Consider the following 25,809-nt stretch of genomic DNA (forward strand, 5'->3'; position numbering starts at 1 on the left):
ACATTGAGTCTGAACGTCGGAATGGGAAAATTGTGACTCGTTCTCACCAGGCATGAAGCCGCCCCGTCGTACCGGGTTCGATCCGGTATCCATGTCATCAAACAGGTCCGCAACAGACTTTGATGAACGAGCGAGCTTCGGTGCCTCGATCAGTCGATCGACGGCAGCGGCTGCCTTTTCTCGCCTCCTCATTGCGCCTGACACGGATCATCAGCGGTTTCGCCGGCGCTTGAGTGCGCGGCAGTTCGGCAGGGACGACTTTGGCGCAGGATTCGCCGTCAGATCAGGCAGGTAGGGCGCAGGCTGGCAGCCTTCGCGATCGCTTGCGCTTTGCTGGTCTCGATGCCGGGCAATGCGACACGCTGCGCCGTCACCGGCCGATGCTCGAAGCGCATATGAAAGCCGGCCTGCGCGATCTTTTCCACCGCTTCCAGGCCTATCCGGACGCCGCGCGCAATTTTGCGAGCGAAAGCCAGCTCGAACGGCTCCAGGATTTGCAATCCTCCCATTGGGACGTGCTGACCGATGCACGGTTCGACAGCCTCTATGCCGAGCGCGTCAAGGTACTTTCCGATAGCGAAAGCAAGATGGGGCTCGACCCGCGCTGGCATGTCGCAGGCCATGGCGTGGTGCTGGAGCATCTTCTTGCCGGCCTTCTCGAAGATATGGGCAGCCGCGCCATTCTGCCGGGAGCCAAGCGCCGCGCCCGTGAACTGAGCGAGCTCGTAACATCGGTCGTGCGCCTGGTGATGGTCGATGTCGAGATTGCTGTATCATTGCGGTTCAATGAGTTGCGGGTCAGCCACCAGCGGGCGCTGGTCGAACAGCGGGCTGCCGATCGCGCCGAGGCAGCAACCTATATTGCCGATCTCGCCAACGGCCTTGCTGCTCGCGATCTGACGACCCGGCTGCCCATGGATTGTCCCGAAGCTTATACCGAAGTTGCGGAAGCCTTGAATGCAGCGCTCACTGACATTCAGCAGCAGTTTTCGGCCCTGTCCGGTGGTGTGCAGGCGGCCGAAGCGACGAGCGACGCCATTTCCCGCTCCGCGAAATCGTTGGCTGAAAAATCGTCCGAACAGTCGCGAGGACTTGCGGCCTCAGCAAAGCAGCTTGCAGAGCTGGCCAATCAGGTGCGCGGCAATGCGGCCAATACCCGCTCGGCCGAGCGCGTCACGGCATCGACCCGAGTGGCGGCGGAAGACAGCGGAAGGATCGTCGGTCAGGCGATCTCCGCTATGGCCGATATCGAAACGTCAGCCGAGAAGATCGGCCAGATCATCGGCGTCATCGATGAGATTGCCTTCCAGACCAATCTTCTTGCGCTGAATGCCGGCATCGAGGCCGCCCGCGCCGGCGACAGCGGCCGCGGCTTTGCCGTGGTCGCACAGGAAGTTCGCGCGCTTGCCCAACGTTCTGCTGATGCCGCACGCGAGATCAAGGTGCTGGTGACAGGAACAAAGGCGCAAGTGGATGCTGGCGTCCAAATGGTCGGCCGCACCCAGGATGCGATCGGCAGCATTGTGCGCCAGGTGACGGATATTAACGAAGCCATTTCCGGAATTGCGGCTGCGAGCGACGAACAGGTCGCCGGCCTGCAGGCGTTGACATCGGATATCGGCGATCACAGCGAGCGCGCGGCCGCCGCCGGCAGCGAGGCCAGCCGCTCCGACGAAGGTGCCGATCACCTGCATACCGTCGTCGTCGAGCTCGGGCGAACCATCCGCGAGTTCCGCATCGAGCGCGAGCGGCGGCATGCCGTCCCTGCCGTGCCGGTCAGAGCCGCGCAGCAGCGGCAGCTCCCCGCCCGCGAGGAATTCGGCGGTGCGCAGGACGAAGAGGAGATGGCCGATTTTGGCTTCCCGCTTCGCAGGGCCGCAGCGGGAGGCGATCGCAATGCCTATTGATCTTTCAGTTTCATGCACATGCGGGCCGACGAGCCTGGTTTCAGACAACGGGGAATGACGCGATGCCGAGCAGGAAAGGCGAAAAGACAATCAGTCTGGCCGCGGTGCTGGACCTCAACGAGGCTTCCACCCTTCGCGGTACGCTGATGGGGTTGCGCGGCAGCAATGTCGCAATCGATGCGTCCGGCGTCGAAAGGATCGGGACCTTGTGCGTGCAGGTCATCATGGCCGCCGCCAAGACCTGGGATGAGGACAAGCTCTCCTTCACCTTCTCCAAGGTGTCGGATGCGTTTCAAAAAACGATGCAGGTAATCGGGGTGGATATCTCTCATCTGCTTGCCAAGGAGATCCGGCAATGAAGAAAAAAGTTCTGACCGTGGATGATTCACGGACCATTCGAAATATGCTTCTCGTAACCCTCAACAATGCGGGTTTCGAGACCATTCAGGCCGAAGACGGCGTCGAAGGCCTGGAAATTCTGGAAGAAGCCAATCCCGACGTTATCGTCACGGATATCAACATGCCGCGCCTCGATGGCTTTGGCTTCATCGAAGGCGTTCGCCGCAACGATAGATACCGCGCCGTGCCTATCCTTGTGCTGACGACGGAGAGCGATGCGGAAAAGAAGAACCGTGCCCGCCAGGCCGGTGCGACCGGCTGGATCGTCAAGCCGTTCGATCCCGCCAAGCTTATCGATGCCATCGAGCGCGTAACCGCCTAGACAGGATCCATCCCTCATGGACATGAACGAAATCAAAGAGATTTTCTTCCAGGAGTGCGAAGAGCAGCTCGCCGAACTGGAATCCGGTCTCCTGAAATTGAATGATGGCGACCGTGACCCGGAAACCGTCAATGCCGTATTCCGCGCCGTTCATTCCATCAAGGGTGGGGCGGGGGCCTTCGGTCTGGACGATCTGGTCGCATTCGCTCATGTCTTCGAGACGACGCTCGATTGCGTTCGATCCAACAAGCTGGAGCCAACCCAGGATGTCCTGAAGGTCATGCTCAAGGCAGCCGACGTGCTGGCGGATCTCACCAACGCCGCCCGTGATGGCGGCAGTGTCGATCCGGCGCGCAGCCGCGGCCTGGTCAAGGAACTGGAAGCGCTGGCAAATGGCGATATTCCCGCGCCGTCGGCAGCGGTGATTGCCGATATTGCTCCGAAGCCCGTCGCGGCCGCGCCTGCGCCAACGGACGAAAGCGGTTTCCAGCCGATCCCCTTCAGCTTCGACGATGATTTCGGCAGCGACGAGCCGGCCGTCGATGCCCGGCCGGAATATGAAGTCAATTTCAAGCCGCGATCCGATCTCTACGCCAAGGGCAACGATGCAACCCTGCTGCTGCGCGACCTCTCGCGGCTCGGCGAGATGAACATCTTCTGCGATATGGATGCATTGCCGGGCCTTCCCGACATCGATCCCGAAGGCGCCTATTTCAAATGGGCAATCTCGATCAAGACGGACAAGGGCGAAGATGCCATTCGCACCGTCTTTGAATTTGCCGAATGGGATTGCGACCTCGATGTGCAGGCGGCCGCAGGCGGCGGGTCTTCGGCCAGCGAAGAATTGCCGATGGTACCGGTGCCCTTCGATCTTTCGGTCCTTGACGATGACGGCGCCGCCCCGGCTGCCGAAACCGAAAAGGAAATACCGGCGCCGAAAAACGATGCCGCTGTCGCCGTTGCGGCTGCAGAAACCGCGAGCAACGTTACCCAACTCGCCGCGGCTGCTGCACGCGTCGAGAAGAAGGAAGCTGCGCTTGCGGCAGCTGCGGCTTCGAACGCCGCCGCAGCACAGAATAACGCGGCTGCCGCAGCCGCAGGCCAGACCATCCGTGTCGATCTCGATCGTGTCGATCGCCTGATCAACCTCGTGGGCGAGCTCGTCATCAATCAGGCGATGCTTTCCCAGAGCGTCATAGAGAATGACAATAACGGCGTGTCCTCGATCAATATGGGTCTCGAGGAGCTGCAGCAGCTCACCCGCGAGATCCAGGACAGCGTCATGGCGATCCGCGCGCAGCCGGTGAAGCCGGTCTTCCAGCGCATGTCGCGAATCGTGCGCGAAATCGCCGACATGACCGGCAAGTCGATCCGGCTGATCACCGAGGGCGAGAACACCGAGGTCGACAAGACCGTCATCGACAAGCTTGCCGAACCGCTGACGCACATGATCCGCAACGCCGTCGACCATGGCGTCGAAACGCCGGAAAAGCGCGCGGCACTCGGCAAGAATCCGGAAGGCACCGTTCGCCTGACCGCGAAGCATCGTTCCGGCCGCATCCTGATCGAACTCGCCGACGACGGCGCCGGCATCAACCGCGAGAAGGTCCGGCAGAAGGCCATCGACAACGACTTGATCGCGGCGGATGCAAATCTCTCGGACGAGGAAGTCGATAACCTGATCTTCCTGCCGGGCTTCTCGACCGCCGACAAGATTTCGGACATTTCAGGCCGCGGCGTCGGCATGGACGTGGTCAAGCGCTCGATCCAGGCGCTCGGCGGCCGTATCAACATCAGCTCCAAGCCGGGGCAGGGCTCTGTCTTCACCATGAGTCTGCCGCTGACGCTGGCCGTTCTCGACGGCATGGTGGTGACGGTTGCTGGCCAGACCCTGGTCGTGCCTTTGACAGCGATCGTCGAGACGTTGCAGCCTGAGGCTGCCGCGATCCACTCCTTCGGAGCCAACCATCGCCTGATCTCGATCCGCAACAGCTTCTGCCCGCTGGTGGATGTCGGCCGCATCCTGAATTTCCGCGCGACACAGGCCAATCCGGTCGATGGCGTCGCGCTGCTGGTGGAATCGGAAGGCGGCGGTCAGCGCGCCCTCATGGTCGATGCCATCCAGGGCCAGCGCCAAGTCGTCATCAAGAGCCTCGAGGCCAACTATACGCATGTCCCTGGCATTGCGGCAGCGACCATCCTCGGCGATGGCCGTGTCGCGCTGATCCTTGACGTCGATGCGGTGGTCGGCGCTTCGCGCGGTCAGGCGCTGAAGCCTGAAATGTCTTATGCAGCCGCGGGATGAATTGATGTCTTATGCCGTCAAGAACCTGAACCAGGGTAATCGCGAGCTGATCGCCTTTCGCATCGGCGATCAGGAGTTCTGCGTCGATATCATGTCGGTTCGCGAAATCCGCGGCTGGACGCCGGCAACGGCCATGCCGCACGCGCCCGGCTATATGCTCGGCGTCATCAACCTGCGCGGCGCGGTCCTGCCGATCATCGATCTTTCCTGCCGGCTCGGCATGAAGCGCGCAGAGCCGACGGCGCGGCATGTCATCATTGTCGCCCAGGTCAAGCGCAAGGTGGTGGGTCTTCTCGTCGATGCGGTGTCGGACATTCTGACGATCACCGACGACAGCATCCAGCCTACGCCGGAAGTCTCCTCCGATCACGAGCGGCAGTTTGCCCGCGGCATCGTCGCGATCGACCGCCGCATGATCTGCCTGATCGAACTGGAAGCCCTGTTCCCTGAAAGCGAAAGCGAGGCTGCATGAGCGTGATGGGAGCCATGGATTTCAAGGCGTCTCCCGATGAGGTGCTGGCGAGCGGTGAATATCCGCTGACACGGCGCGACCTCATGGAAATCGCCGCCATGATCTATGCGGATGCGGGCATTTCTCTCAATGAGAGCAAGGCGTCGCTCGTCTATTCCAGGTTGTCGAAGCATATCCGCGCACTGGGTTTGTCCGGTTTCCGCGACTATTGCCAACTGGTGTCTTCGCCGGCGGGAAGTGCTGCGCGTCGCGAGATGCTGTCGCATCTGACAACCAATTTCACCCGCTTCTTCCGCGAAAACCATCATTTCGATCATCTGCGCGACGAAGTTCTACCTGGCCTGTTGGCGCGCGCCAAGGCAGGGGGCCGAGTGCGCATTTGGTCGGCCGCCTGTTCCGATGGGCAGGAGCCTTATTCGATCGCGCTGACCGTGCTCGCCTTGATGCCGAATGTCGCGGACTTCGATTTCAAGATCCTGGCGACGGATATCGATCCCAAGATCCTCGGGCTTGCCCGCGCCGGCGCCTATGACGAGTCTTCGCTCGAAACGGTTTCTCCGGCCATGCGCAAGCAGTGGTTCCAGGAAGTTAATGTCCAGGGCCGCCGCAAATTCCAGATCGACGATCGCGTCAAGCGGCTGATCACCTTCAACGAGCTGAACCTGCTCGGGCAATGGCCCTTCAAGGGCCTGTTCGACGTCATCTTCTGCCGCAATGTCGTCATCTACTTCGACGAGCCGACGCAAACGAAGATCTGGACGCGCTTTGCCGGCCAGCTGCAGGATGCGGGCCATCTCTATATCGGCCACTCCGAGCGGGTCGCTGGCGAGGCCAAGCACGTCTTCGACAATATCGGCATCACCACCTATCGTTATCTCGGCAAGAACGCTGGGAGGAAACCATGAACGGAGCTGCTCGTGTTCTTGTGGTCGACGATTCCCCGACCATGCGCGGCCTGATTACGGCCGTATTGCGCGCAGATCCGGACGTCGATGTCGTCGGCCAGGCCGGCGATGCGCTGGAGGCGCGCGCTGCTATCAAGGCGCTCAATCCGGATGTCGTCACCCTCGATATCGAGATGCCGAACATGAACGGCCTCGAATTCCTGGAAAAGATCATGACGCTCAGGCCGATGCCCGTCATCATGGTTTCCACGATGACGCATCGCGGCGCCAATGCGACCCTTGCCGCGCTCGAAATCGGTGCGTTCGATTGTGTCGGAAAGCCGTCGCCTGGCGAGCCGCATCCCTTCGGCGATCTGGCGGATAAGGTCAAGGCTGCTGCCCGCTCTCAACGGCAATATGTGAAGCCCGCCGCCCAGCGCGTGCCGCCGCCGGCTGTCGCCGACTTCCGTGTCGGGCGCAAGATCGTCGCTATCGGCTCCTCCACCGGCGGCGTCGAGGCGCTGATCAACGTCTTACAAAAGTTCCCGGCCAATTGCCCGCCGACCGTCATTACGCAGCATATGCCGCCGACCTTTACGCGCAGCTTCGCGGAGCGGTTGAATCGTCTCTGCGCGCCGGTCGTCCAGGAAGCGACCGACGGTGCACGGCTGGAAATCGGCAAGATCTATCTGGCGCCGGGCGGCGAAAGGCACCTCAGGGTCGCCAATGCATCCGCACCCCATTGCCGTCTGGTGGACGGCGGGCCGGTGAATGGCCATCGCCCTTCCGTCGACGTGCTCTTTGATTCGGTTGCCGAACTGGCGGGCCGCAATGCCGTCGGCGTGATTTTGACCGGTATGGGGCGCGACGGCGCCGCCGGTCTCCTCAAGATGCGCCATGCCGGCGCGCGCACCATCGGCCAGAACGAGAAGACCTGCGTGGTCTATGGCATGCCGAGGGTCGCCCACGAGCTTGGTGCAGTCGAACAGCAGTTTCCGCTGAACGCCATTGGCGAGGAAATTTTGAAAGCCACAGCCGCCCGAAAGGAAGGGAGCGAATAATGTCTCTAGCGGAGAAAATCAAAGTTCTGATCGTTGACGATCAGGTCACCAGCCGCCTCCTGCTCAGCGATGCGCTGACGCAGCTCGGCTTCAAGCAGATCACGGCTGCCGGCGACGGCGAGCAGGGGATGAAGATCATGCAGCAGCAGCCGCATCATCTCGTGATCTCCGATTTCAACATGCCGAAGATGGATGGCCTCGGCCTCCTGCAGGCCGTGCGCACCAACCCGGCGACCAAGAAGGCCGCCTTCATCATTCTGACGGCGCAGGGCGACCGCGCGCTGGTTCAGAAGGCGGCGCAGCTCGGGGCCAACAACGTACTGGCCAAGCCCTTCACCATCGAAAAGATGAAGGCAGCCATCGAGGCTGTGTTCGGAGCATTGAAATGATCGTCGAGGGTGCGGCCCGTCGCGTGCATATCATTCAGGGTGAGTACAAGGTCGTCAACGATCCCGAAGTGGTGCTGACGACCATCCTCGGCTCCTGCGTGGCGGCCTGCCTGCGCGATCCCATCGCCGGCGTCGGCGGCATGAACCATTTCCTCCTTCCGGGAATGGCGAACTCGCCGATGAGCGGTGGCGATGCGACGCGCTACGGCGTGCACCTGATGGAACTTCTGATCAACGGTCTGCTGAAGAAGGGCGCAAGGCGCGACCGGCTGGAGGCGAAAGTCTTCGGCGGCGCCAAGACGATCGCGACCTTCTCCAATGTCGGCGAGCAGAACGCGATCTTTGCAATGCAGTTTCTAAAAGACGAGGGTATTCCGGTCGTCAGTTCCAGCACGGGCGGCGAGCATGGGCGCAAGATCGAGTATTGGCCGATCTCCGGAAGGGCCAGGCAATATCCGCTGACTGGTGCGGAAACGCAGAAGACCGTGGCGCTGGAACAGCGTCCCGTCGTTGCTCCCAAGCCGGTCGACAACACGATCGAATTTTTCTGATCAACGAGGCAAGCGCATGACCCCTTTCCAGCGCGTTGAGATGGCTGCCATCGAGGAGACGCTTCCGGCTATCCTTCTGCGCATCGTTTCCGAATTGCATGACATCGCCTATCTGATCGAACGTGTCGAACCTCAGCTGCTCGATATCAGCGATACCAACATACTGGCCTCGCCTGAGGCCATGAAGGTCGTCCAGGGCATTGATCTCGCGGTGCAGAAGACACGCGGCATCGCCGAATTCATCGATACCATTGCCGGGACCATGCCCGATGCCTGGACGGTGGATCTGGCAACGGCGCTAAGCCTCGTGAAGCTCACGGAAATGCAAAGGGCGCTTAGCGGCGGCAGTTTTCACGCGCATTCCCCCTCCGCGGCTCAACCTGCGGCAAAGGCTGCCGGCGATTTCGACTTCTTCTGATTGCGCCACCGGCGATAGATACTGTTTTTCTTATGTAATCCTCCGATTCTTTCCGGCTTTTTCCTAGGCTTTTCTTGCCGGACGAAACGTTCGCACAAGTTTCGATTTCTATTTTCGCAGCAGGTTACAAAGCCATCAGGTCTTTGACGAATCGTGCGAGAACAGAATGAATCTGTTAAATCAATTAGTTCCCCTGTTTCGGAATCTGCAGAATCTCGGGAGAACGCGGCTGATGATCCTGGGAGGCGTGGGCGCCGCCTCCATGCTGTTGATCCTTTTTGCGGCCCTTTACGTCAACAAGCCCGCCCAGGAGACGCTATATGTCGGCCTGGATGCCACGGATCTCAATCAGATCAGCATCGCGCTTGCTGAAGCCAAGATCAATTTCCAGGTCGGTACGGATGGTTCCAGCCTGACCGTTCCGGCAGGCATGACCGGCAAGGCCCGCGCACTTCTCGCCGAGCGCGGCCTGCCCACCAGTGGCAAGGCCGGCTATGAGCTCTTCGACAATGTCGGGTCACTCGGTCTGACTTCTTTCATGCAGGAGGTGACCCGCGTACGTGCTCTTGAAGGTGAAATCAGCCGCACCATCACCTCGATCGCGGGTATCAGCGCTGCCCGCGTGCACATCGTCATGCAGGATGTCGGCAATTTCCGGAAAGCGGATCAGAAGCCGACGGCATCCGTCATGATCCGTGCGAGCGCGGAGGCTGCCCGCAAGTCGGCTTCGGCCATCCGCCATCTCGTCGCCTCCGCCGTTCCCGGCCTGGAAGTCGACGACGTCACTATCCTCGATTCCACTGGCCAGCTCCTCGCATCGGGCGATGATCCCGGCAACGGTGCGCTGAGCCGTAATCTCAGCATCGTGCAGAACGTCCAGAGCGAAGTCGAATCCAACATCGACAAGGCCCTGGCGCCCTTCCTCGGCATGGACAATTTCCGCTCCAGCGTGACGGCGCAGTTGAATACCGACAGCCAGCAGGTGCAGGAAACCACCTTCGATCCCGACTCGAAGGTCGAGCGCTCCGTTCGCACCGTGAAGGAAGCGCAGAAGTCGCAGCAAAGCCAGCCGGACACGGCAGCCACCGTGGAGCAGAATATCCCGCAGGCGGCACCGAAATCCGGCGGCAACTCGCCGACGTCGAACGACCAGTCCGACAAGCGCGAGGAGCAGACCAACTACGAAATCAATAGCAAGACGACGGCCACGACCCGCAACAGCTACAAGATCGAGAAGCTTTCCGTCGCCGTGGTGGTGAACAAGGGGCGCATCGCGCAAATGGTCGGCGAAGGTGCCGACCAGGCGAAGGTCGATGCTTATATCGCGGAGATGCAGAAGATCGTGGCAACGGCAGCGGGCGTCGATCCGGCTCGCGGCGACGTCGTCACCGTCAACGCCATGAACTTCCTCGACAGTCAGCTGCTTGAAGATACCTCCTCCGGCTTCAGCATAACCGATATGCTAAGCCGCAACATGGCTGGTATTATCAACTCGCTGGCCTTCGTCGCCGTCGCTGTCCTGATCGTCTGGATGGGCTTCCGTCCGCTGATCCGCTCGCTCGGTGGTGCAAATGGCGGTGCAGCGCTGCCGGAAGCGGCCGGCCTCGAGCTGCCGGACTTCGCGCCGGCGGTAGGCGGCCCTGGCGCGGCGCTGATGGACGGTTTCGGGTCGGACTTCGGCTTCGACAGCACCGACGACCTGCTAACGACGGGCGACGATGCCGGCACCTTCAACCGCCGCGTCAAGGAAGGGCCGGAGCGCCGCTTGTCTCGCATGGTGGAAATCAGCGAAGAGCGCGCTGCAAAGATCCTCAGAAAATGGGCCGTCGACCAGGCCGCCTGACGGAAGGACCGGGAAATCTCCCGGTCCTTTTTTTATTCGGGCAGGTGGCATTTGACCCCACCGCACTGTCGATATGAACCTGTGATCAATTAGTCGCTATAAGCCGAATTGACGTGTTCGTAAGATGGAATTCAAAGGACATGCGGTTGTTGGGTATGAAGAATCGACTTACAAATACTATGCTTATTACGTAATACATGAATAAATGGAACGATTCGGCCCGCATCTCGGCGTTTCGTATGTCTAAGTTCGTAACTTTCGAAGCGGGAAGATTAGTCCATGGTTCGCGGTTCGTGTTTGCGGCGATATATGCCGGCACGATTGCGGATGTCGAATTCAAAGATGAGCCATGCTCATCTTCCCGAATCCGCCGGGATGTGTTCGTGCCGCGGTAGAGAAAGATCCGGCTTCGATGTTTTGTCGAGATTCGTCGCCGGTTCTCTGAGGTGAAGGGATTGGGTTCTGACGGAACAATGCTCTCGTTGACGGCCGATCGTCCAACAGCGGCAGGAAATGCAAGTATGGACATGCAGATATCGCAGGTAAGCAAAGGCGATAGGGATGCGCGATCGAGCGTGCCCGCCAAAGCCATCTCGCGCGAGCAGCTCGTCCTGCAACTGAGTGCCGTGTCCGGCCCAGCCTATCTGCAAGCCGGTCTTCATGCTTTGGCGAGCTATGCCGGTGCCTCCCATTATCTTCTTGTCCGATCCGATCTCATCCAGGAAAGCGGTCTCGACTTCGTGATTGCCTCCGATTGGCCCTTCGATCTCGTTCGGCGCCTGGCGACGGAACTGACGAGCGGTTATGGCCGTATCGGCGAGCTGGAAAAATGCATGGCGCTATTTCAGCCGAGCCTGGCGGCCCTGCCCGATGAAGTTTCGCTGCCCGATGGTATAGGCCGTCAGTATCACGCCTTGACGTTCAACGTTGGCCGAACGCGCTTCTCCTTGCTGCTGCTGGCGAATGAAGCTGCAATACTTTCGCCCGAGCGGCTGAGGGACGTCGGCCTCCTGGCCGGCTATCTCGCCAGCTCGACGCGTTGCTTCGAAGGTAAGCTGGAGCGTGATTTCGAGCTGACCGAGCGCGAATTGGAATGCCTGTTCTGGATCGCCGAAGGCAAGACAAGCGACGAGATCGCCATGATTCTCGGGATCTCGCGCAATACCATCAATAATTACATCACCAGTGTCATGCGCAAGACCGCGACCAAGACCCGCTCGGAAGCGATCGCTTTCGCCGTGCGCAACAATCTCGTTTAAGGGCCGACCGGATGCGCTATCAGCCAGACAGGACAATGGGTATGCCGAGCGAATCGCGGCTTACCCGTTCCGGGCGGATCTCCGGCCGCTCCGACCTGTTCCCAAAGCTCGTGTCGATGCAGAAGCTGATCGATGCGCAGCATTTCGCCGTTTATCGGCTGCACGGCTCGGGCCTGCCGCACAAACAGCGCCTCGTATGCGAGCTCGATAATTGGGGCTCGGCCAACTCGATCGTCGGCAAATCCTTCTTGGAGGCCTATGGCGAAGCGCTGATCGAGCATATCGACAAATCGCTGCTGCCGCTGATGTGGAACGGGCGCGATAGCGACAGCACGGCCGAGACACCGGATTTTGCCGCCTTCACGCAGCGACTGAAGCCGCATCTCCTGCCCTTTGCCGGCGTTGCCTTTCCCGTGCGGCTCGGTGCCGTCGGCAATGGCTATATCGTCTTCACGGCCAAGTTCATGGACCTTTCGAGCGATATGATCGTCGAGCTGCATGGCCGCAGCTGCCAGCTCATGATGGAGCTCTTGTCACTGGATGAACGCCGGTCACAAGCTGCCGAAGCGCTGAGCGAGCGCGAAATCGCCTGTCTGCAGCTTGCCGGCGATGGGCGTATCAGCGAGGAGATTGCCGAGAAACTGGGATTGTCGGTGCATACGGTCAATGCCTATCTCGGATCGGCGACGATCAAGCTCGATAGCGTCAACCGCATCCAGGCAATCGCAAAGGCGATCCGCTTCGGCTACATAAGCTGACGCGGCACCGGAACGGACCATCCTCGCAAGTCTTGCAATGCTGGATTTTTCAGACTGCGTGTGCCGCTTCGCCGCGGACGAGATAACGTGCGTCTCTCAGGCTGCGTGCAAGCAGGGCCGTATTTTCATCCGGGTCGGACGAGGCCTTGTCGAACGCGATGTGGTTGATTTCGATACCCGCATGATGCTCCGTCAGCACGAGCTTGGCATAGACCGTGATGCCCCGCGGCTTGATCTCCAGATCGATCGTCACTTCCGCCGGTCCGCCCCACTCGAGCTTGTAGTCGCCGCCGAGCCCGAAGTTGACCGTGCCGGGAAGAAAATAAAGCTCAGCCGCCGAGGCGACGAGATCACCGAGATTGCCATATCGTTCGAAGCGCAGCAGCGAGATCAGATCGGCGGCATCGAGAAGGCGCAATTCGCTTGCGACCGGGCTGATGGCTTCGGCTAGTATTTGTTCGCGTTGGGCAGAGTAGGGGCATTTTTTCATTTGGTTATCGTACCCGTTTTTTAGTCTGCGCCGCATAGACCCGATGGATGAGTTCTGCGACAGCTTTGTAAAATGCTGATGGTATGACGCTATCAACCGAGACTTGCGCAAACATGGAGCGTGCGAGCGGCGGATCTTCGAAAACGGGAATATTGTTGGCCTCGGCTATCTCCCTGATTTTCAACGCGATCAGATCTTGGCCCTTCGCGACGACGACGGGAGCGTCGTTTTCCTCACGCACATAACGCAGCGCGACGGCAAAGTGAGTCGGGTTGGCGATGACGAGCGTTGCGCGCGGCACCTGCTTCATCATGCGGCGGCGGGCGCGGTCGCGCGCGATCGAGCGCTGGCGCGATTTGACGATCGGGTCACCTTGCGACTGCTTGTGTTCGTCCTTGACCTCCTGTTTCGTCATCTTCAATTGGTCGAACCAGTGATGTCGGCTCCACAACAGGTCGGCGATGCCGACGACGACCGTCGCCAGCAGCACGATGATCAGGATGCGCTGGACGACCGTCGAGAGGCGCACGAAGATTGTCTGCGGGTCGGACACCATCGAATCGATCGCATGGAAATACTGGCTGCGCAGCACGAAAAACATGACGATACTGACAAGCACGATTTTGGCGAGGGATTTGCCGAATTCTACCAGGCCGGTGGCGCTGAAGATGCGCGTGAACCCTTTCGCAGGCGATATGCGCGAAAACTGTGGCCTGATTCGTTCGAGAACGGGGGTCGGCAGGTTCTGAAAGATCGAAGCGCCGATGCCGAAGACGAAAAAGAGCAAAACCGCCGGTAGCACCAGGTTGCCGACTTCCCAGCCTATGCGGGTAAAGAGCGAGATGGCGTCCGGGCCTGTCTCCAGCTGCCATTGGTCCGGCTTTTCGAAGAGGTCGCGGAGCACCTCGCCCATGCGGCCCATGCGCTCGGGCAGAAAGAAAGTGACGTAGATGACGGTCGCGAGCATGGAAGCAAAGAGCGTCGCTTCCCTGGAGTGAGGGACATTGCCCTTCTCGATCGTGTCGCGGAGTTTTTTCTCCGTCGGTTTTTCTGTTTTACTGTCCTTGTCTTCGTCAGCCAAAGCAGCCGCCCTTTGCGAAACGGAAAGAGGCCGCGCGTGATGCGCGGCCCTCAGATCATCAGTTTACGATGTTTTGGCTGAGTCGCGCCGCGCTTATGCGGCTTCTTCCACAGGCGTATTTTCCTTGGCCTTGAGCTCGATCTGGCCGGAATTGGCGAGACGGATGGCTTCCTGGGCGATGGCGCGGCGTGCAATCGCGATTTCGCGCGGGTTGATGCCGGTATTGCCCATCTGCAGGTCGGATTCGATCATGCGGCGCTGACGCGGGCTGATCGAGGACAGCACGATCTCGCGGATTTCGTTGCCGGATCCCCGCAACGCCATCGTTAGGATGTCGGCGGCGATGTCGTTGAGCAGCAGGACGCGGCTCGGCTGCGGCATGCGCGTGAGATCGTCGAAGAGGAAGATCTTCGGACGAACCTTGTCGACCGATTCCTTGTTGATCGATTCCAGCGAGCTCAGCAGGGTATCGACCACAGGCTTGTCGAGTTCGTTCATCAGGTCGGCGACCTTCGTGGAGCCGGAGGCGTTGCGTTCGGCGTCGATCTCCGCCATCAGCCCGAGCACGCGGTTCTCGATGATCTGGGCAGCCTTCGGGCTGACATCTTTGATGTTGACCGTGCGGTTCATGATGTCGGCGCGCTGTGCTTCGGGAAGCTGCAGCAGGATCTTGGCACCGAAGGCCGAAGGCATCATCGAGAGCACATAGGCGATCGTCTGAGGATGTTCGCGCAGGAAGAACTTGGCAACGAAGACCGGATCGGCCTCGCCCAGGCGATCCCAGATGGAGGTTTCGTAAGCTTGGAAGGCGGTACGGCGGCCGAGCAGGCTGTCGACCTCGTCGGGCGTCAGGCCCTCTTCGAGAATGCTCTCGATGGCCTTGGCATTGTCCATCAGGCCCGCGCCTTCGGTGAAGAGGTCTTCGAATTCCGCCACAAGCTGTGCCAGCTCGTCCGGTGGAATAACCCGCAGTGATTGCGCCGAGGCGATGATCATCTGCAACTCGGCCTGCGTGAAGTATTTCAGCAGCCGTCCAGCCACTTGCTTGCCCATGGCGAGAAGGACGGCTGCTGCCTTTTCAGTCTGAGATAACGGTTTCTCGGCGATCGCGCCGCTGAAATCGTCAAAGTCCATCATGGTCTTCGTCTCCGTCCCGCAAGGGGGAGTGGGCTCATCCTGAGCCGGGTTCAGCTTTTCTTGGCGTTATAAATTTCAGTGAGCTTGATGCCGAATCTGGTGTCGTCATGTTCCAGAACGGTAATCTCGCCCCGGCCGATTTTGCGGCCGTTCACGGTAATTTCGACCGGCTCGCCGATCTTCTTGTCGAGCGCGATGATTGCGCCCTCGCTCAAGTTCATCAAGCCGGATACCGGCATGCGGCTGCTGCCGAGCACGATCTGGACGTCGATCGGGATGTCCATGATCAAGTCCATATTGGCCGTCAGCGCGCTGCCGGGGGCGGCTGGTGCGGCTGCCGCGGAAGCGATGCCGAACTCGTCGTCATCGAAGGCCGGAGCGGAGCTGTCGTCGCCGAAGTCGCCGAAGGTGGAAAGGTCCGTGCCCGTTTCGGCGCCGAATGCGTCGGTCTCGAAGTTGGGCAGGCCGCCTTCATTATCTTTTTTCAGAACGCCGCGCAGACCATCGATGGCCTCGTCCAAGGCGGCATCGCTGTTAGAAATCTCCAGCGATTCCTCGCTGCTTTGCTGTGTCGTCTTCGTAGCCATGAAATCACTATTCCAGTTGAAACTTGCCTCAAGCTGCCGTGTGCGGGATCACGCGCCAGCCGATCAATTCATCAAGTGTCTGATAAGCTCGTCGTCGGAATTGACGTTATCCTTGACGCGCACCGTATAATTTTCGCCGGAGCGGCCGAATTCGCAGATGTAGAGGTCTTTGCTGTTGGCGCTGACTTCGACGCGGACATCGCCAGTGTCCATGAAGGGAATGACATCGCCGACCGCAAGCTTGGAAATGGTGTCGAGCGTCAGCGATTCGAGCCGAACTCGTGCCTCGAGGGTCACCTGGGAGCGGCGCACCTGCTCGCTGAGCTGTTCCGACCATGCCTGGGAAGCTGCTGTCGGGTTCTTGGCGCGAGGCGTGCTGACGACGGTGCGCAGCAGGTCGCGTTGCGGTGCGATGATAACGATCTGGGAAATCGACTTGCCGAGCGAGATCGTCATTGTGATCGCAGCGGCAAAATCGCTACCATTGTCACCGATGGCGGCCGGGCGGTCCTCGATATTGTAGGGCGGGTCGAGGTAGGGCTCGAAGCCGCCGGCTGCATTCACCGCCGAGCGAAGCACTTTGGCGATCTTTTCGAACACCATGACGGAAAGATCAAGCTCGATCACCGAAAGCGGGCGCACGAGCGGCGCTTCCATATCTTCGGCGCGCGCGCCCAGCATATGCTCCATCAGCGTCATGATGAAGCCGGCGCCGCAGCCGATGATGAAATTGGGGGCCCAGTTGCGCAGCGAGCCGTTGACCAGTGCGTGATTGCCGCCAAGCCCGGCAATCAGCTCGTTTATCGAGCCGGATTGACAGCCGGCATAGGCGATGTTGATCTCCAGGCCCGTCTCGGTCTTGATGATGTCGGGCAGGAATTCTGCATAGACCTGGGCGAGGGCAGTGCCGAGTTTCGCAAGCGTTGCCTGATCGCCGAGGTTGCCGGTGAGTTTGGCAAAAAGGGTGCGTTCCATGGTCTGTGCCCTATGCGCGGATTGCTGGCTCATGATTGTCAGGCTGCCTTGCTCTCACCGCCGGGGTTCATCATTTCCTGCTCGACGGCATCGATCGACGGGCGTTCGTAGGAAGAGATGGTCTTGCGGCCGTATTCGAGAGCGACCTGCGGCACCGATCCGTTCATATAGGCGAGCAGCGTCTGCTTCACGATGACGTAGAGGCGATGCTGCTTGTTGCGCACGACCTTTATCTGGGAAACCAGCGGCGCGCAGACGGAATAGGACAGGATGATGCCGAGGAAGGTGCCGACCAGCGCAGAACCGATGAGATGGCCGAGCACCTCGGGGGATTCGTTGATGTGGCTCATCGCCTTGATCACGCCGAGAACCGCCGCGACGATACCGATCGCCGGGAAGGAATCGCCCATGATCGTGATCGAATGATAGGGCTTCATCTTGTCGTGCTGCATCGTCTCAAGCTCTTCGTCCATCAGCGCCTCGATCTCGTGCGAGCGGGCATTGCCGATGATGATGAGGCGGACATAGTCGCAGATGAAAGCCGTCAGATCCTTGTTCTTCAACACCGTCGGAGCAGCCTTGAAGATCGCCGATTCATCGGGATTGTCGATATGGGCTTCGATCTCGTTGCGCGACTTGGTGCGCAGATCGCGCATCAGTGCATAAAGTACGCCGAGCGTGTCGAGATAGTCGCGCTCCTTGGGAACCGCATGGCGGAAGGCCTCTCCGAGCGCTTTGCCGGAATCCTTCACCACTTTCATCGGATTGGCCATGATGAAGCCGCCGAGACCGGCGCCTGCGATAATGACGAATTCGAAGGGCTGGAACAGCGCGCCTACATCTCCGCCCATAGCCATGAAGCTGCCTATGATGCAGCCGCAGGTCACTACAAATCCGATAATAATATTCATCGTCGGTCCACACCTGAACGTTGCTTCATGTGATGAACTAGGGGAGCTGCCTTGCGTGAGGCTGTTCGATGGGCGTGTGCATGTCCTTTTTGCCTTGTCAGCTTCGCACAAGCCAAGCCCCTCAGGATGGCGGGTAAGGGCATCCATGCCCCGCTAACGAAATGTAGGAGCGCCTGCGGCGTTTCCTTTCCCGTTATTCTCCAATGTCCGGAGGGCGTTGAAAATGCAGTCTGGTATTTATGTCGCGCTGTCATCCCAGATGGCGCTCGAGCGGCGTTTGACGACGATCGCCGACAATTTGGCCAACGTGAACACGACGGGCTTCCGGGGTACCGAAGTCAAGTTCGATCAGGTTCTCAGCAATACGCAAAACAAGCTTAACGCCAAGGTCGCCTTCGTTTCTCAGGGCAACGACTATCTCTCCACCGACAATGGCGAACTCCAGAATACCGGCAATCTCTTCGATTTCGCCGTCAAGGGCGACGCCTATTTCGGCCTGAATACGCCGGCCGGCCTGGTGGTGACGCGCGACGGCCGCTTCACCATGACCGAAAGCGGCGCGCTGGTTTCCACGCGTGGCTTCCCGGTTCTCGATCCGGGCGGCGCGCCGATACAGCTCGATCCCGCCGGCGGTCCGCCGAGCGTTTCGTCAAACGGCACGATCACGCAGAACGGCCGGCGAATGGGGCAGATCGGCCTCTACAGCTCCGATATCAGCAAGGGCTTCCTGCGTTACGAAAACAGCGGCATCCTGCCGACCGATACGCCGCAGCCGGTGATCGACCGCTCGAATATCGGTATCGCACAGGGCTATCTCGAAAACTCCAATGTTAACGGCATGCGGGAAATGACCAACCTCATCGAGGTCAGCCGCGCCTTCGACAATATCAGCACGCTCACCAGCAGCAGCGAAGGCACGCTCACCGACGCAATCAAAACCCTCGGCGGCAGCCAGTAAAGAAGGCTTGTCATGGTCGAGGATCGGTTGCCGGAGGGCGCGGTGTCGCCGAAGCTTTCGCATATGGCCGTTTTGGCGGGCCAATATGCGTTGGCGGAGAATGCCGTGGCGCATGGCGGTCATGTGCGCACCATCGCCGCTGGGCATTATACGGTTGCCGGACTTTCCAGGCAGGTGCGCCTCGGCGACTTCGTCGCGCACCGGTCGCCGACGGGCGTCCATCTCGGTGAAGTTGTGCGCGTCGAGCCCGAACTCACCTATGTCTGTCCGATCGAGCCGGGCGAGCCTATCGGAATCCAGGACACCGTCATCCGCAAGGGCGCTTTCCGTATCGCGCCCGATAACAGCTGGTGCGGCCGCACGATCAATTCGCTCGGCGAGCCGATCGACGGACTTGGTCCCCTGGCATCGGGTCTGGAACCGCGCTCGATCTCCAACACGGCCCCGCCATCGATGATGCGCAAGCGCGTGGAAACCGGCTTCAGGACCGGTGTCCGCGCCATTGATATTTTTTCGCCGCTCTGCCTTGGCCAGCGCCTCGGCATCTTCGCCGGCTCCGGCGTCGGCAAATCGACGCTGCTGTCGATGTTGGCGAGGGCTGACGCTTTCGACAAGGTCGTGATTGCGCTTGTGGGCGAACGCGGCCGCGAAGTGCGCGAATTCATCGAGGATACGCTGGGTTCGCATATGCAGAAATCGGTCGCCGTCGTGGCGACCAGCGACGAGAGCCCGATGTTGCGTAAGATGGCGCCGCTTTCGGCCATCACCATCGCCGAACATTTCCGCGACAGGGGCGATAACGTTCTCCTGATTGTCGACAGCATCACCCGCTTTGCCCACGCCATCCGCGAAGTAGCGACCGCATCCGGCGAGCCGCCGATCGCACGCGGATATCCGGCATCCGTCTTCACCGAGCTGCCACGACTCCTCGAGCGGGCCGGTCCCGGACCGGAAGGGACCGGCACCATCACCGCCATCATCTCGATCCTGGTCGATGGCGACAATCACAACGACCCCATCGCCGATTCCACCCGTGGCATTCTCGATGGTCACATCGTGCTGCAGCGCAGCCTCGCCGAAGAGGGGCGCTATCCGCCCATCGATCCGCTGGCATCCGTATCGCGTCTGGCGCGCAAGGCCTGGACCTCGGATCAGGAAAAGCTGGTTTCGCGCTTGAAGGCGTTGGTGCATCGCTACGAGGAAACGCGTGATTTGCGCCTGATCGGCGGCTATCGCCAGGGCGCCGACGCCGATCTCGATATCGCGGTGCGCCAGGTGCCGATTATCTATGACGTCTTAAAGCAGACGCCCGGCGAAGAGCCGTCGGCCGATGCTTTTACCGATCTCGCGACGGCCCTCAGGAATGCTTCGGGCGGCGTCCCCGCCCGGGCGAAGTGATGACCGTGCGCAGCACTACTTCGTCTTTTCCTGTCCGCAAGCCTGTCGAACACTGCCGAATGTCATGCTGAAAAAGAGGCCGCAAGTGAGAGAATCCGACGCAGACGAACCGGTCGCCCCGCCGAAATCGGCAAGAAAGCGAACCGTTGCGGACAAGGCTCTGGCCTTTACGGGACTGGCGCTGGCAGGGGCCTCTGCCTTCTTCCCTTGGTATGTCTTTCTGAACCCGGATAAATTCGGCATCCAGGTGGCCGAAGGCGATCGCACCCGCGATCTGCCGAATTGGCCTGGCCGCCCCGTTGTCAGCGTTTCGCCGCTTGCCATGGCCAACAAGAATCCCTCGCAACCGAAGGATCTCATTCCCGATCCACTGACGACGGCAACGGTCAGCAATACCGGCCGCGAGGATGACAAGGGGCCGCCGGCCGACCAGCCGTTCCCCGGCAAGTCTGCCTTCCAGCTTCTGCATGTCGCCAATGGCCGCGCTCTGATCGAGGACGACACCGGCATGTATGTCGTGCGCGTCGGATCGCTTCTGCCGGATAACAGCCGGCTGGCTTCGATCGAGCAACGAGAAGGAAAATGGGTCATCGTCACCTCGACGGGCGATGTCTACGGCAGCAATTGAAGCAAACACGGAATCGCCTGGATTTCAGGCACTTCGAAGACTTTACGGGAACGCATTTCCCGCAAGTCCCACGCAAGATTATCCCGCTAGATTCACAGTGTAAGAACGGAGAGAAGCCCATGCAACCCATTCAGCTCTTTGACCTGGCCTCGCGACAAGCGGAGTGGCTCCAGGTGCGTCAGCAGGTTGTTGCCGGCAATATCGCCAATGCCAATACCCCGAAGTTTCGCGCCAAGGATGTCACGCCGTTCCAGGCAGTTCTGGACAACCAGAACGTCAACATGGTCCGGACCAATCCGGCGCATCTTTCGGGCAACGAATTCAGCACGAGCGGCAACGTCAACGTCGAAGAGGCGTCGCTCAACCAGGAAATTGGCGTCCAGGAGTCGGGTAATACCGTCGGCCTGGAGGACGAGCTCGCCAAGGCCGGTGACATCAAGCGCCAGTACAGCTTGAACACCGCCCTCGTCGGCTCCTTTCATCGCATGATGTTGATGGCCGTAAAACAATAGATGAAGTGAAGATGTCATGGACCCCTTATCAGCCGCATTGAAAATTGCAGGCTCCGGCCTGGAGGCTCAATCGACTCGTCTGCGTATCGTCTCCGAAAATATCGCCAATGCCCGCTCGACGGGCGACACGCCGGGTGCCGATCCCTATCGGCGCAAGACCGTGACGTTCGGTGCCGAGATGGATCGCGCCAATGGCCTGACCACGGTCGGCGTCAAGAAACTCGGCGAGGACACGGGCAAGTTCGTCGAAGAATACGATCCCAGTAACCCTGCCGCCGACCAGAAGGGCTACGTCAAGATGCCCAACGTCAACATTCTGGTCGAGATGGCCGACATGCGAGAGGCCAATCGTTCCTACGAGGCCAATCTGCAGACGGTCAGACAGGCCCGTGATCTCATCTCCTCCACCATTGATTTGCTGAAGAACCAATGATCGACTCGGTTAAGAATGTAGCCTCCCTCTCTGCGACCCGCGGCCTCGGCGGCATCGCCACCGATCTGACCTCCGCCGCTTCCAGCGCGCTGAACGCGTCGCCTGCCGTTGCTGCAGGCGTAGATGCCGGAATGAGCTTTGCGTCCGTCATGTCGAATGTCGCGAAGGATTCCATCAATTCGCTGAAGGACGCTGAAAAAGCCTCTTTCGCCGGCATCAAGGGCACGATGAGCACCCGCGAAGTGGTCGACAAGGTCATGCAGGCCGATCAGACCCTGCAGACCGCGATCGCGCTGCGCGACAAGGTGGTCTCGGCATTTCTCGATATTACGAAGATGCAGATCTAGTGCGGGGTTTTCCGCTCTAATTGTTTGATTTGGCGTGAGTTGTTCGCAGGCCGCTTCGCGGTTTCGGAGATCCCGCCCTGGCTCGAAGGACGAAAGCATGAGAGCGCTCGCTATTGCCGCGACGGGCATGGACGCCCAGCAGACCAATCTCGAAGTGATCGCGAACAATATCGCGAACATCAATACGACGGGTTACAAGCGCTCGCGCGCCGAGTTTTCCGACCTTCTCTATCAAACGGAACGTGCTAAGGGCATTGCCAACAGGCCGAACCAGGCGGTGGTGCCGGAAGGCGCCAATATCGGTCTCGGCGTGCAGACCGTGGCCGTGCGTAACATCCAGGTTCAGGGCCAGCTTTCGCAGACGCAGAACGATCTCGATATCGCCCTTGTCGGTCGCGGCTGGTTCCAGATCCAGATGCCCGATCGCACGATCGCCTACACCCGCGCCGGCTCCTTCAACAGAAGCGATACCGGCCAGATCGTCACGCCCGATGGCAACGTATTGGCGCCGGGTATCACCGTTCCGAACAATGCCACCAGCCTCACCGTCAGCCAGTCCGGCCAGGTGTCTGCAATCATCGGCACGGCGACGACGCCGACGGTGCTCGGCCAGCTGCAGATTGCCAATTTCGTCAACGAAGCCGGTCTGCAGCCGATGGGCAGCAATCTGTTCACGCAGACGCCGGCTTCCGGCGATCCGGTGGTCTCCGATCCCAACCAGAACGGCTTCGGCTATATGAAGCAATTCTATCTCGAATCGTCGAACGTCGATCCGGTCAAGGAAATCACCGATCTGATCACCGCGCAGCGCGCCTATGAGATGAATTCGAAGGTCATCACCACGGCCGACGAAATGGCGCAGATCGTCAGCAAGAACCTGAAGTAGCGAGAGGGACGGGCCGAACATGAGGTTTCGCCGGATGAAAAGCTTGGCAATGGCATGGTTCGCCGCAGCGAGCCTCTCCGTCGTAGTCGCGTCGGCTGTGCCCGCCGGCGCGCAGAGCACCGATGGAGGAAGTCTTGGAACCGCCGTGGTGCCGACCGAGACGATCTATCCGGGCGATATCATCACCAGCGGTCAGCTCGAAGAGGTTGATGTCACCAACCCCAATCTGAGCGGCGACTATGCCAAGCGGCTCCGCGATGTGACCGGCCTGGTATCGAAGCGCACGCTGCTTCCAGGCCGTACCATTTCCATCTCCGCGCTGCGCCAGCCTTATGCGGTAACACGCGGCTCCAATGTCCGTCTGGTGATGAGCATGGGCAGCATGACCATTACCGCGGCGGGCACGCCGCTGGATGATGGCGCTGTCGGCGACAATATCCGTGCCCGCAACATGGATTCCGGCATCATCGTCAACGGCACGGTCCTTCAAAACGGCACGATACGCGTGGTCGCGAAATGAAACGGCTTCGTCAATTACTTGCAGTCCTGTTCGCATTGCCGAGCCTGATCGCTGCCGATCCGGCTTTCGCGATACAATCGCGCATCAAGGATATCGCGTCGCTGCAATCCGGCCGCGACAACCAGCTGATCGGCTATGGTCTGATTGTCGGTCTCCAGGGAACGGGCGATGGCCTGCGCTCTTCGCCTTTCACCGAGCAGTCCATGCGCGCGATGCTGCAGAACCTCGGCATTTCGACGCAAGGCGGACAGTCCGCCGCCAAGAACACGGCAGCCGTCATGGTGACGGCGAACCTGCCCCCCTTTGCAAGCCCGGGCAGCCGCATCGACGTGACGGTCAGCTCGCTCGGCGATGCGACGTCGCTGCGCGGCGGCACGCTGATCATGACCTCGCTGAGTGGCGCCGATGGACAGATCTATGCCGTGGCGCAGGGCTCCGTCATTGTATCCGGCTTCCAGGCGCAGGGGGCTGCCGCCTCCGTGACCGAGGGTGTTACGACGGCTGGCCGTGTCCCGGGCGGTGCCATCATCGAGCGTGAACTGCCGTCTCGCTTCAAGGATTCCGTCAATCTGGTCCTGCAGCTGCGCAATCCGGACTTCTCCACGTCGATCCGCATTTCCGACACGGTCAACACCTGGGCGACCTCGCGTTTTGGCGCGCCGATCGCAGAGGCCAAGGATTCGCAGGAGGTGACGATCGCCAAGCCGAAGATGGCCGACCTGGCGCGGCTGATGGCCGATATCGAAAATCTCAGTATTCAGACCGATACGCCGGCCAAGGTCGTCATCAATGAGCGCACCGGAACGATCGTCATCGGCGCCGACGTCCGCGTATCGCCGGTCGCCGTCAGCTACGGAACGCTGACCGTGCAGGTCAGCGAGAACCCGCAGGTGATCCAGCCAGAACCCTTCTCCGATGGCCAGACGGCGATCCAGGACCAGACCGATATCACTGCCACCAAGAGCGGCGGCCGTGTGGCGGTGCTGGAAGGGCCTGACCTGAAGACGCTTGTCGCAGGCCTCAACAATATCGGCGTCAAGCCGGACGGCATCATCGCCATCCTGCAAGGCATCAAGTCGGCCGGCGCCCTGCAAGCGGAGCTCGTGCTGCAATGATCTCGAACGCCATTGCCAGAAATATGTTGATCGGCTGTAGTCTCGTAACTGGAGCCCTGCTCTTGTCCTTCGGTGCGACTCTGGCGCAGGAAGCGCCGAAGCTGGTTGTCGCCGATCCCACTTCCAGCCAGGATGAGATCCGTCAGTTCTGCACCAATATCGCCGATCCGGCCCGAGACCAGCGCTACCTGCTGCAAAAGCAGGAGCTGGAAAAACTCCAGGCCGATGTCGATCAGCGCATCGCCACCATGGACAAGCGCAAGGCAGAATATGAGGACTGGCTGAAAAAGCGCGATGACTTCCTCAAGACGGCCGATCTAGGACTGGTCGATATCTACAAGAACATGAAGCCGGACGCGGCGGCCGCCAGCCTCAACGATGTGAGGACGGTCGTCGCAGCCGCTATCATCATGAAGCTCTCGGCGCGCCAATCGAGCCTCATTCTCGCGGAAATGGATGCGAAGAAGGCGGCGGTCATCACCAATATTATCGCCAGCGCATCCGACCCGAATACATCGAAGTCGAAGGACCCCTCATGAACACGCGTCTTACGGCTGCCTGCGCAATCGTCGTTTTTCTCGCCGGTTGCCAGTCGCAGGCTCTCAGGGAAATCGGCAGGGCGCCTGCCATGAGTCCGATCGGCAGCGGTTTGCAATATGCGCAGACGCCGCAGATGTCGCAATATCCGAAGCGGCCTCATCAGGTCGCGCAGGGCTATTCGCTCTGGAACGACTCGCAGGCGGCTCTCTTCAAGGACTCGCGCGCGCTCAATGTCGGCGACATCCTGACCGTCACGATCCAGATCAATGACAAGGCGAACTGGGACAACGAGACCAATCGTAATCGCACCAACAAGAGCGATATGGGCTGGAATGTCACTGCCAAGATATTTGGATGGCAGCCAAGCACGAATGCAGACGCGAAATCGGGCTCCGACACCAGCACCGACAGCAAGGGCAAGATGCAGCGCTCCGAGCAGATCAACCTTCTGGTCGCTGCCGTCGTGACGGGTATTCTCGAAAATGGCAACCTGATGATCAGCGGCTCGCAGGAAGTGCGCATGAACCAGGAAATCCGCATTCTCAATGTGGCCGGCATCGTCCGGCCGCAGGATGTCACGTCGGATAATACCATTTCCTACGACAAGATCGCCGAGGCCCGTATTTCCTACGGCGGCCGTGGCCGTCTGACGGAAATACAGCAGCCGCCGAGGGGGCAGCAGGCGGTAGATCTGCTCTCGCCGCTCTGATTTGACAGTGAACG

General features: G+C 60.1%; 30 protein-coding genes. 24 read left to right on the top strand and 6 right to left on the bottom strand.

All coding sequences use genetic code 11. The features are described from left to right. Window positions 1-260 precede the first annotated feature (260 nt). The 13 genes from ACYJRZ_RS08035 (at window position 261) to visR (ending at window position 12,568) form a co-directional block, all read left to right on the top strand. Entirely contained in the window at window positions 261-1,907 is a 1,647-nt protein-coding gene (locus ACYJRZ_RS08035; RefSeq protein WP_459458695.1) for a globin-coupled sensor protein, read from the top strand. Window positions 1,908-1,969: 62 nt separating this feature from the next. Next, window positions 1,970-2,266 (top strand): STAS domain-containing protein, encoded by a 297-nt coding sequence (locus tag ACYJRZ_RS08040; protein WP_459457792.1) that lies wholly within the window; start codon window positions 1,970-1,972, stop codon window positions 2,264-2,266. Continuing rightward, window positions 2,263-2,628, top strand: a complete 366-nt coding sequence (gene cheY1, locus ACYJRZ_RS08045) for a chemotaxis response regulator CheY1 (protein ID WP_004128526.1) — start codon at window positions 2,263-2,265, stop codon at window positions 2,626-2,628. Before ACYJRZ_RS08040 ends, cheY1 begins: the two co-directional genes overlap by 4 nt. Before the next feature lie 16 nt (window positions 2,629-2,644). Then, window positions 2,645-4,933, top strand: a complete 2,289-nt coding sequence (locus ACYJRZ_RS08050; RefSeq protein WP_459457795.1) for a chemotaxis protein CheA — start codon at window positions 2,645-2,647, stop codon at window positions 4,931-4,933. 4 nt (window positions 4,934-4,937) lie between these two features. Beyond that, entirely contained in the window at window positions 4,938-5,405 is a 468-nt protein-coding gene (locus tag ACYJRZ_RS08055) for a chemotaxis protein CheW (protein WP_459457797.1), read from the top strand. Further along, window positions 5,402-6,310 (top strand): protein-glutamate O-methyltransferase CheR, encoded by a 909-nt coding sequence (cheR, locus tag ACYJRZ_RS08060; protein WP_459457799.1) that lies wholly within the window; start codon window positions 5,402-5,404, stop codon window positions 6,308-6,310. Before ACYJRZ_RS08055 ends, cheR begins: the two co-directional genes overlap by 4 nt. Next, window positions 6,307-7,350: a protein-glutamate O-methylesterase CheB gene (cheB, locus tag ACYJRZ_RS08065; protein ID WP_459457801.1), complete on the top strand. Its 1,044-nt coding sequence runs from the start codon at window positions 6,307-6,309 to the stop codon at window positions 7,348-7,350. Before cheR ends, cheB begins: the two co-directional genes overlap by 4 nt. Further along, window positions 7,350-7,739, top strand: a complete 390-nt coding sequence (locus ACYJRZ_RS08070; RefSeq protein ID WP_007695708.1) for a response regulator — start codon at window positions 7,350-7,352, stop codon at window positions 7,737-7,739. The genes cheB and ACYJRZ_RS08070 overlap by 1 nt, the downstream gene beginning before the upstream one ends. Beyond that, complete coding sequence (cheD, locus tag ACYJRZ_RS08075) at window positions 7,736-8,290, top strand: chemoreceptor glutamine deamidase CheD (protein ID WP_459457804.1); 555 nt, start codon at window positions 7,736-7,738, stop codon at window positions 8,288-8,290. Before ACYJRZ_RS08070 ends, cheD begins: the two co-directional genes overlap by 4 nt. A 16-nt stretch (window positions 8,291-8,306) precedes the next feature. After that, the gene (gene cheT / locus ACYJRZ_RS08080; RefSeq protein WP_459457806.1) at window positions 8,307-8,708 is read left to right on the top strand and encodes a chemotaxis protein CheT; all 402 of its coding nucleotides are present in this window, start codon (window positions 8,307-8,309) and stop codon (window positions 8,706-8,708) included. 166 nt (window positions 8,709-8,874) lie between these two features. After that, on the top strand, window positions 8,875-10,551 hold the full coding sequence (gene fliF / locus ACYJRZ_RS08085) for a flagellar basal-body MS-ring/collar protein FliF (protein ID WP_459457808.1): 1,677 nt from the start codon (window positions 8,875-8,877) through the stop codon (window positions 10,549-10,551). 521 nt (window positions 10,552-11,072) lie between these two features. Then, window positions 11,073-11,810, top strand: coding sequence for a transcriptional regulator VisN (gene visN / locus ACYJRZ_RS08090; RefSeq protein WP_459457810.1), 738 nt, complete (start codon window positions 11,073-11,075; stop codon window positions 11,808-11,810). A gap of 11 nt (window positions 11,811-11,821) precedes the next feature. Further along, the gene (gene visR / locus ACYJRZ_RS08095) at window positions 11,822-12,568 is read left to right on the top strand and encodes a transcriptional regulator VisR (protein ID WP_459457812.1); all 747 of its coding nucleotides are present in this window, start codon (window positions 11,822-11,824) and stop codon (window positions 12,566-12,568) included. Between the two features lie 49 nt (window positions 12,569-12,617). Here visR and ACYJRZ_RS08100 read toward each other — a convergent pair whose 3' ends face one another. The 6 genes from ACYJRZ_RS08100 to motA all read right to left on the bottom strand — a co-directional run bounded on the left by ACYJRZ_RS08100 (window position 12,618) and on the right by motA (window position 17,749). Further along, on the bottom strand, window positions 12,618-13,058 hold the full coding sequence (locus tag ACYJRZ_RS08100) for a hypothetical protein (protein WP_459457814.1): 441 nt from the start codon (window positions 13,056-13,058) through the stop codon (window positions 12,618-12,620). Window positions 13,059-13,062: 4 nt separating this feature from the next. Then, complete coding sequence (flhB, locus tag ACYJRZ_RS08105; protein WP_459457816.1) at window positions 13,063-14,139, bottom strand: flagellar biosynthesis protein FlhB; 1,077 nt, start codon at window positions 14,137-14,139, stop codon at window positions 13,063-13,065. A 93-nt stretch (window positions 14,140-14,232) separates the two neighbouring features. Continuing rightward, window positions 14,233-15,276 (bottom strand): flagellar motor switch protein FliG, encoded by a 1,044-nt coding sequence (fliG, locus tag ACYJRZ_RS08110; protein WP_459457818.1) that lies wholly within the window; start codon window positions 15,274-15,276, stop codon window positions 14,233-14,235. 50 nt (window positions 15,277-15,326) lie between these two features. Continuing rightward, entirely contained in the window at window positions 15,327-15,863 is a 537-nt protein-coding gene (gene fliN, locus ACYJRZ_RS08115; RefSeq protein WP_459457820.1) for a flagellar motor switch protein FliN, read from the bottom strand. 63 nt (window positions 15,864-15,926) lie between these two features. Next, window positions 15,927-16,874, bottom strand: a complete 948-nt coding sequence (locus tag ACYJRZ_RS08120; protein ID WP_459458697.1) for a FliM/FliN family flagellar motor switch protein — start codon at window positions 16,872-16,874, stop codon at window positions 15,927-15,929. A gap of 2 nt (window positions 16,875-16,876) precedes the next feature. Beyond that, a complete protein-coding gene (gene motA, locus ACYJRZ_RS08125; RefSeq protein ID WP_015338794.1) occupies window positions 16,877-17,749 on the bottom strand; it encodes a flagellar motor stator protein MotA in 873 nt (290 codons plus the stop codon). Between the two features lie 223 nt (window positions 17,750-17,972). Here motA and flgF point away from each other — a divergent pair, with 223 nt between their 5' ends. The 11 genes from flgF to flgH all read left to right on the top strand — a co-directional run bounded on the left by flgF (window position 17,973) and on the right by flgH (window position 25,795). Next, window positions 17,973-18,707 (top strand): flagellar basal-body rod protein FlgF, encoded by a 735-nt coding sequence (flgF, locus tag ACYJRZ_RS08130; protein ID WP_459457822.1) that lies wholly within the window; start codon window positions 17,973-17,975, stop codon window positions 18,705-18,707. A 12-nt stretch (window positions 18,708-18,719) separates the two neighbouring features. Beyond that, window positions 18,720-20,105 (top strand): flagellar protein export ATPase FliI, encoded by a 1,386-nt coding sequence (gene fliI / locus ACYJRZ_RS08135; protein ID WP_459457824.1) that lies wholly within the window; start codon window positions 18,720-18,722, stop codon window positions 20,103-20,105. An 85-nt stretch (window positions 20,106-20,190) separates the two neighbouring features. After that, on the top strand, window positions 20,191-20,733 hold the full coding sequence (locus ACYJRZ_RS08140) for a flagellar protein (RefSeq protein WP_459457826.1): 543 nt from the start codon (window positions 20,191-20,193) through the stop codon (window positions 20,731-20,733). Between the two features lie 119 nt (window positions 20,734-20,852). Beyond that, complete coding sequence (flgB, locus tag ACYJRZ_RS08145; protein ID WP_459457828.1) at window positions 20,853-21,245, top strand: flagellar basal body rod protein FlgB; 393 nt, start codon at window positions 20,853-20,855, stop codon at window positions 21,243-21,245. 16 nt (window positions 21,246-21,261) lie between these two features. Continuing rightward, window positions 21,262-21,678: a flagellar basal body rod protein FlgC gene (gene flgC, locus ACYJRZ_RS08150; protein WP_106996610.1), complete on the top strand. Its 417-nt coding sequence runs from the start codon at window positions 21,262-21,264 to the stop codon at window positions 21,676-21,678. Further along, complete coding sequence (locus tag ACYJRZ_RS08155) at window positions 21,675-22,025, top strand: flagellar hook-basal body complex protein FliE (RefSeq protein WP_459457830.1); 351 nt, start codon at window positions 21,675-21,677, stop codon at window positions 22,023-22,025. The genes flgC and ACYJRZ_RS08155 overlap by 4 nt, the downstream gene beginning before the upstream one ends. 97 nt (window positions 22,026-22,122) lie before the next feature. Further along, window positions 22,123-22,911 carry a flagellar basal-body rod protein FlgG gene (gene flgG / locus ACYJRZ_RS08160; RefSeq protein ID WP_459457832.1) on the top strand — a complete coding sequence of 263 codons (789 nt, stop codon included), beginning with the start codon at window positions 22,123-22,125 and terminating at the stop codon, window positions 22,909-22,911. Between the two features lie 34 nt (window positions 22,912-22,945). Continuing rightward, a complete protein-coding gene (flgA, locus tag ACYJRZ_RS08165; RefSeq protein ID WP_459457834.1) occupies window positions 22,946-23,431 on the top strand; it encodes a flagellar basal body P-ring formation chaperone FlgA in 486 nt (161 codons plus the stop codon). Next, window positions 23,428-24,546 (top strand): flagellar basal body P-ring protein FlgI, encoded by a 1,119-nt coding sequence (locus ACYJRZ_RS08170; protein WP_459457836.1) that lies wholly within the window; start codon window positions 23,428-23,430, stop codon window positions 24,544-24,546. The genes flgA and ACYJRZ_RS08170 overlap by 4 nt, the downstream gene beginning before the upstream one ends. Beyond that, window positions 24,543-25,085 carry a MotE family protein gene (locus ACYJRZ_RS08175; RefSeq protein WP_459457838.1) on the top strand — a complete coding sequence of 181 codons (543 nt, stop codon included), beginning with the start codon at window positions 24,543-24,545 and terminating at the stop codon, window positions 25,083-25,085. Before ACYJRZ_RS08170 ends, ACYJRZ_RS08175 begins: the two co-directional genes overlap by 4 nt. Then, on the top strand, window positions 25,082-25,795 hold the full coding sequence (gene flgH, locus ACYJRZ_RS08180) for a flagellar basal body L-ring protein FlgH (RefSeq protein ID WP_459457840.1): 714 nt from the start codon (window positions 25,082-25,084) through the stop codon (window positions 25,793-25,795). The genes ACYJRZ_RS08175 and flgH overlap by 4 nt, the downstream gene beginning before the upstream one ends. The last annotated feature ends 14 nt before the right edge of the window (window positions 25,796-25,809 follow it).

This window comes from Rhizobium sp. No.120 (assembly GCF_054558365.1).

Bases quoted from the DNA above. Each gene is read 5' to 3' on its own strand.
- ACYJRZ_RS08040 (WP_459457792.1), top strand. From the start codon at position 1,970: ATGCCGAGCAGGAAAGGCGAAAAGACAATCAGTCTGGCCGCGGTGCTG.
- cheY1 (WP_004128526.1), top strand. From the start codon at position 2,263: ATGAAGAAAAAAGTTCTGACCGTGGATGATTCACGGACCATTCGAAAT.
- ACYJRZ_RS08050 (WP_459457795.1), top strand. From the start codon at position 2,645: ATGGACATGAACGAAATCAAAGAGATTTTCTTCCAGGAGTGCGAAGAG.
- ACYJRZ_RS08055 (WP_459457797.1), top strand. From the start codon at position 4,938: ATGTCTTATGCCGTCAAGAACCTGAACCAGGGTAATCGCGAGCTGATC.
- cheR (WP_459457799.1), top strand. From the start codon at position 5,402: ATGAGCGTGATGGGAGCCATGGATTTCAAGGCGTCTCCCGATGAGGTG.
- cheB (WP_459457801.1), top strand. From the start codon at position 6,307: ATGAACGGAGCTGCTCGTGTTCTTGTGGTCGACGATTCCCCGACCATG.
- ACYJRZ_RS08070 (WP_007695708.1), top strand. From the start codon at position 7,350: ATGTCTCTAGCGGAGAAAATCAAAGTTCTGATCGTTGACGATCAGGTC.
- cheD (WP_459457804.1), top strand. From the start codon at position 7,736: ATGATCGTCGAGGGTGCGGCCCGTCGCGTGCATATCATTCAGGGTGAG.
- cheT (WP_459457806.1), top strand. From the start codon at position 8,307: ATGACCCCTTTCCAGCGCGTTGAGATGGCTGCCATCGAGGAGACGCTT.
- fliF (WP_459457808.1), top strand. From the start codon at position 8,875: ATGAATCTGTTAAATCAATTAGTTCCCCTGTTTCGGAATCTGCAGAAT.
- visN (WP_459457810.1), top strand. From the start codon at position 11,073: ATGGACATGCAGATATCGCAGGTAAGCAAAGGCGATAGGGATGCGCGA.
- visR (WP_459457812.1), top strand. From the start codon at position 11,822: ATGCGCTATCAGCCAGACAGGACAATGGGTATGCCGAGCGAATCGCGG.
- ACYJRZ_RS08100 (WP_459457814.1), bottom strand. From the start codon at position 13,058: ATGAAAAAATGCCCCTACTCTGCCCAACGCGAACAAATACTAGCCGAA.
- fliG (WP_459457818.1), bottom strand. From the start codon at position 15,276: ATGATGGACTTTGACGATTTCAGCGGCGCGATCGCCGAGAAACCGTTA.
- fliN (WP_459457820.1), bottom strand. From the start codon at position 15,863: ATGGCTACGAAGACGACACAGCAAAGCAGCGAGGAATCGCTGGAGATT.
- motA (WP_015338794.1), bottom strand. From the start codon at position 17,749: ATGAATATTATTATCGGATTTGTAGTGACCTGCGGCTGCATCATAGGC.
- flgF (WP_459457822.1), top strand. From the start codon at position 17,973: ATGCAGTCTGGTATTTATGTCGCGCTGTCATCCCAGATGGCGCTCGAG.
- fliI (WP_459457824.1), top strand. From the start codon at position 18,720: ATGGTCGAGGATCGGTTGCCGGAGGGCGCGGTGTCGCCGAAGCTTTCG.
- flgB (WP_459457828.1), top strand. From the start codon at position 20,853: ATGCAACCCATTCAGCTCTTTGACCTGGCCTCGCGACAAGCGGAGTGG.
- flgC (WP_106996610.1), top strand. From the start codon at position 21,262: ATGGACCCCTTATCAGCCGCATTGAAAATTGCAGGCTCCGGCCTGGAG.
- ACYJRZ_RS08155 (WP_459457830.1), top strand. From the start codon at position 21,675: ATGATCGACTCGGTTAAGAATGTAGCCTCCCTCTCTGCGACCCGCGGC.
- flgG (WP_459457832.1), top strand. From the start codon at position 22,123: ATGAGAGCGCTCGCTATTGCCGCGACGGGCATGGACGCCCAGCAGACC.
- flgA (WP_459457834.1), top strand. From the start codon at position 22,946: ATGAAAAGCTTGGCAATGGCATGGTTCGCCGCAGCGAGCCTCTCCGTC.
- ACYJRZ_RS08170 (WP_459457836.1), top strand. From the start codon at position 23,428: ATGAAACGGCTTCGTCAATTACTTGCAGTCCTGTTCGCATTGCCGAGC.
- ACYJRZ_RS08175 (WP_459457838.1), top strand. From the start codon at position 24,543: ATGATCTCGAACGCCATTGCCAGAAATATGTTGATCGGCTGTAGTCTC.
- flgH (WP_459457840.1), top strand. From the start codon at position 25,082: ATGAACACGCGTCTTACGGCTGCCTGCGCAATCGTCGTTTTTCTCGCC.